This window comes from Bradyrhizobium sp., from assembly GCF_049581145.1.
Lineage (GTDB): Bacteria > Pseudomonadota > Alphaproteobacteria > Rhizobiales > Xanthobacteraceae > Bradyrhizobium.
Map to the genome: position 1 here is coordinate 1 of NZ_JBAURI010000371.1, position 3,494 is coordinate 3,494.

The 3,494-nt window shown below is 63.3% G+C and carries 2 protein-coding genes and 1 pseudogene; all 3 read right to left on the reverse strand.

The genetic code is table 11. The annotated features are described in order from the left end of the window. Positions 1-347: pseudogene (locus tag WCB02_RS12055) on the reverse strand (methyl-accepting chemotaxis protein); the annotation flags it as partial. 472 nt (positions 348-819) lie between these two features. After that, positions 820-1,020, reverse strand: coding sequence for a CsbD family protein (locus tag WCB02_RS12060; RefSeq protein WP_423958428.1), 201 nt, complete (start codon positions 1,018-1,020; stop codon positions 820-822). A gap of 128 nt (positions 1,021-1,148) precedes the next feature. Further along, complete coding sequence (locus WCB02_RS12065; RefSeq protein WP_423958429.1) at positions 1,149-3,311, reverse strand: malate synthase G; 2,163 nt, start codon at positions 3,309-3,311, stop codon at positions 1,149-1,151. Positions 3,312-3,494: the final 183 nt, after the last annotated feature.

Sequence of the window (3,494 nt, forward strand, 5' to 3'; positions counted from 1 at the left end):
AGCTCGGGCAGCAGCGTCTGCTTCGATGCGAACGCGATGGCCGGCAAGAGTTCGAGCGCCCGGGCCAGCGCCGGCATCTCGGCATCGCGGATCGAGCGCAAATAGATCTCGGCCGCGGAATCCAGTCTGTCGGAGGTCACCGCGCGCGCCGTGTTCACGCGATCGGCGCGCATGTTGGCCATCGCCTTGAACAGGAACGCCGAGGCTTCGCTGACCTTGACGCTGCGGTCGGCCGATTGCAGCCGTCCCCATGAGTCCCAGGCGTTGAAGGCGAAGATGGCAATGAGGACCAGCGCGGTCGTTGCGATCACGGCCTTCAGCAGCGCGGAAATGGTCAAACGGTTCATCATGCGGACTATCCTGCGGGGGTAGCGAAGGCTTGGGTCAGTACTCTTGCCGTACTACCACGGTAGCGCAGAATAATTTGTTAATGACCTCGCCAGCGACCCCACGCGCGGCGCGAGACCAATCGAGCCTCTGGCTCCGAACCTCATCCTGAGCCCCTTTCGGTGCTAGGGGCTCAGGATGAGGTCAGACTGCCTGGAAAAAAAGCAGGATTCAAACGACAGGATTCATCGGTCGTCCCGTGGCTCACAAACCGGCAAAAAACCACCGCGCTTTGCCGGACAGCCCCGGCGGGCGCGCCGGGGCTGTCTGCCTGGATGAATGTCTCCGCGCTTGGCTCACGGCCTCCACGCACTGAGAACTGGGAAACGACAGGTTTCATGCAATCGATCGTCCAGCAACAAAAGCCCCGGCGGTCATTCGCCGGGGCCTTCACCATTGCTTTGAGCCTTCATTATGCGTTGCAGGCGCCGATCACTTCAGCATCCTGAACCAGTCGTCCACATCGCGGTGGACCTGATCCTTGGCAAAACCATAACGCTGCTGCAGCTTGCCTTCGAGCTGCTCGCGGCGGCCTTCGATCACGTTGAGGTCGTCGTCGGTCAGCTTGCCCCATTTTTCCTTGGCGGCGCCTTTGAACTGCTTCCAGTTTCCTTCGACCCGGTTCCAATCCATTGTCGTCTCCCTTCGGTTGAGAAACCGTTCAACGGGAGGATCGTTCGAACGTTCCCTGGCGCAACTATCAACTTGCCGGCGAGCGCATTCAGCCCGCCGCCTCAGCCCCTTCGCCTCAGCCTTGCGTCTTAGCCTTGCGCCTTGGCCTCGCGGCGGCGCGCGGTGAGGATGTATTCGGTGTAGCCGTTCGGCTGGGTGCGGCCCTTGAAGATCAGGTCGCAGGCGGCCTTGAAGGCCACGCCATCGAACGCCGGCGCCATCGGCTTGTACAGCGAGTCCCCTGCATTCTGCTTGTCGACCACGACCGCCATGCGCTTGAGGGATTCCATCACCTGCGCCTCGGTGATGACGCCCTGATGCAGCCAGTTCGCCAGGTGCTGGCTGGAGATGCGCAAGGTGGCGCGGTCTTCCATCAGCCCGACGTCGTGGATGTCCGGGACCTTCGAGCAGCCGACGCCCTGGTCGATCCAGCGCACCACGTAACCCAGGATGCCCTGGCAGTTGTTGTCGATCTCCTGCCGCACATCGTCCGGCGCCCAGTTCGATTGCGAAACCGGAATGGTGAGGATGTCGCTCAGCTTTGCGCGCGGGCCGGCCTTGGCGAGCTCCCGCTGCCGCGCCAGCACATTGACCTGGTGATAATGCAGCGCGTGCAGGGTCGCCGCGGTCGGCGAGGGCACCCAGGCCGTGGTGGCGCCGGCCTGCGGATGGCCGATCTTCTGCGCCAGCATGTCGGCCATCTTGTCGGGCGCGGCCCACATGCCCTTGCCGATCTGGGCATGGCCGGGCAGGCCATCGATCAGGCCCATATCGACGTTCCAGTCCTCATAGGCCTTGATCCAGGGCTGCGCCTTCATGTCGTTCTTGCGGATCATCGGGCCGGCTTCCATCGAGGTGTGGATCTCGTCGCCGGTGCGATCGAGGAAGCCGGTGTTGATGAACATGATGCGCTTGGAGGCATTCTGGATGCAGGCCTTGAGGTTGACCGTGGTGCGGCGCTCCTCGTCCATGATGCCGACCTTGATGGTGTTCTCCGGCAGCGACAGCAGCTTCTCGACTCGGCCGAACAGCTCGCAGGTCAGCGCCACCTCGTCGGGGCCGTGCATCTTCGGCTTGACGATATAGACCGAGCCGGTGCGGCTGTTCTTGACCTTGGAATGGCCCTTGAGGTCATGGATCGCCAGCAGGCCCGTGACCGCGGCATCGAGAATGCCCTCCGGAATCTCTTCGCCCTTGTCGTCCAGCACCGCGTCGGTGAACATGTGATGGCCGACATTGCGCATCAGCAACAGGCTGCGGCCGTGCAAGGTCAGTGTCTTGCCCTCCGGCGTGGTGTAGACGCGGTCGGCGTTGAGCGCGCGCGTCAGCGTCTTGCCGCCTTTTTCGAAATCGGCCGACAGCGTGCCGTCCATCAGGCCGAGCGTGTTGCGATAGACCAGCACCTTGTCCTCGGCATCGACGGCGGCGACGCTGTCCTCCATGTCGAGGATGGTCGAGACCGCGGATTCCAAAATCATGTCGGCGACGCCGGCCGGATCGTCCTTGCCGATGATGTTCTTGCGATCGATTTTGACCTCGATATGCATGCCGTTGTTGACCAGCAGGATGGCCGAGGGTGCCGCGGCATCGCCCTGGTAGCCGGCGAATTGCGCGGCGGTTTTCAGCGCGGTGGCGTTGCCGCTCTTCAGCTTCACCGCGAGCTGCCCCGAGATCACGCTGTAGGAGGTGACGTCGGTATGGCTTCCGGTCGCCAGCGGCACCGCGGCATCGAGGAACGCCTTGGCCTTGGCGATCACCTTGTCGCCGCGCGCCTTGTTGTAGCCTTTTCCGCTCTCGCTCGGATCGTGCGGGATCGCGTCGGTGCCGTAGAACGCGTCATAAAGGCTGCCCCAGCGCGCATTGGCGGCGTTCAGCGCATAGCGCGCATTGGTCAGGGGCACGACGAGCTGCGGTCCGCAGATCCTGCCGATCTCCTCGTCGACATCAGCGGTCTCGACCGTGTGCGTGGCGGGCTCGGGCAGCAGATAGCCGATCTCCCTCAAAAACGCGGTGTAGGCGTTGAGGTCGATCGGCTTGCCCTTGTGGCTGAGGTGCCAGTCGTCGATCTTGCCCTGCAGGGTGTCGCGGAACGCCAAGAGCTCGCGGTTCTTGGGCCCGAGATCGCGGATGATGGCGGCCAGCCCGGCCCAGAACTTGTCAGGATCGATCCCCGTCCTGGGCGCGGCCTCCTTGGCGATGAAATCGAACAGGACAGGGGCGATCTTCAATCCGTGGGCATCGATACGCGTCATGATGGGCTTTCTTCAGGGATGGCGTTCAGGAAGCTGCCTTTCGCGAAAAAGCAGCAAAAACCGCGCCAAAGGGAGCGGGCAAGGGTCCGGGTTCGCCGCCCTTTTAGCGCCAAAGACGGGGCCCTGAGAAGGGCTCGGCCGCCGCGGAATCGCCCGGCAACGGCCATGTGACCGGGATGGGTG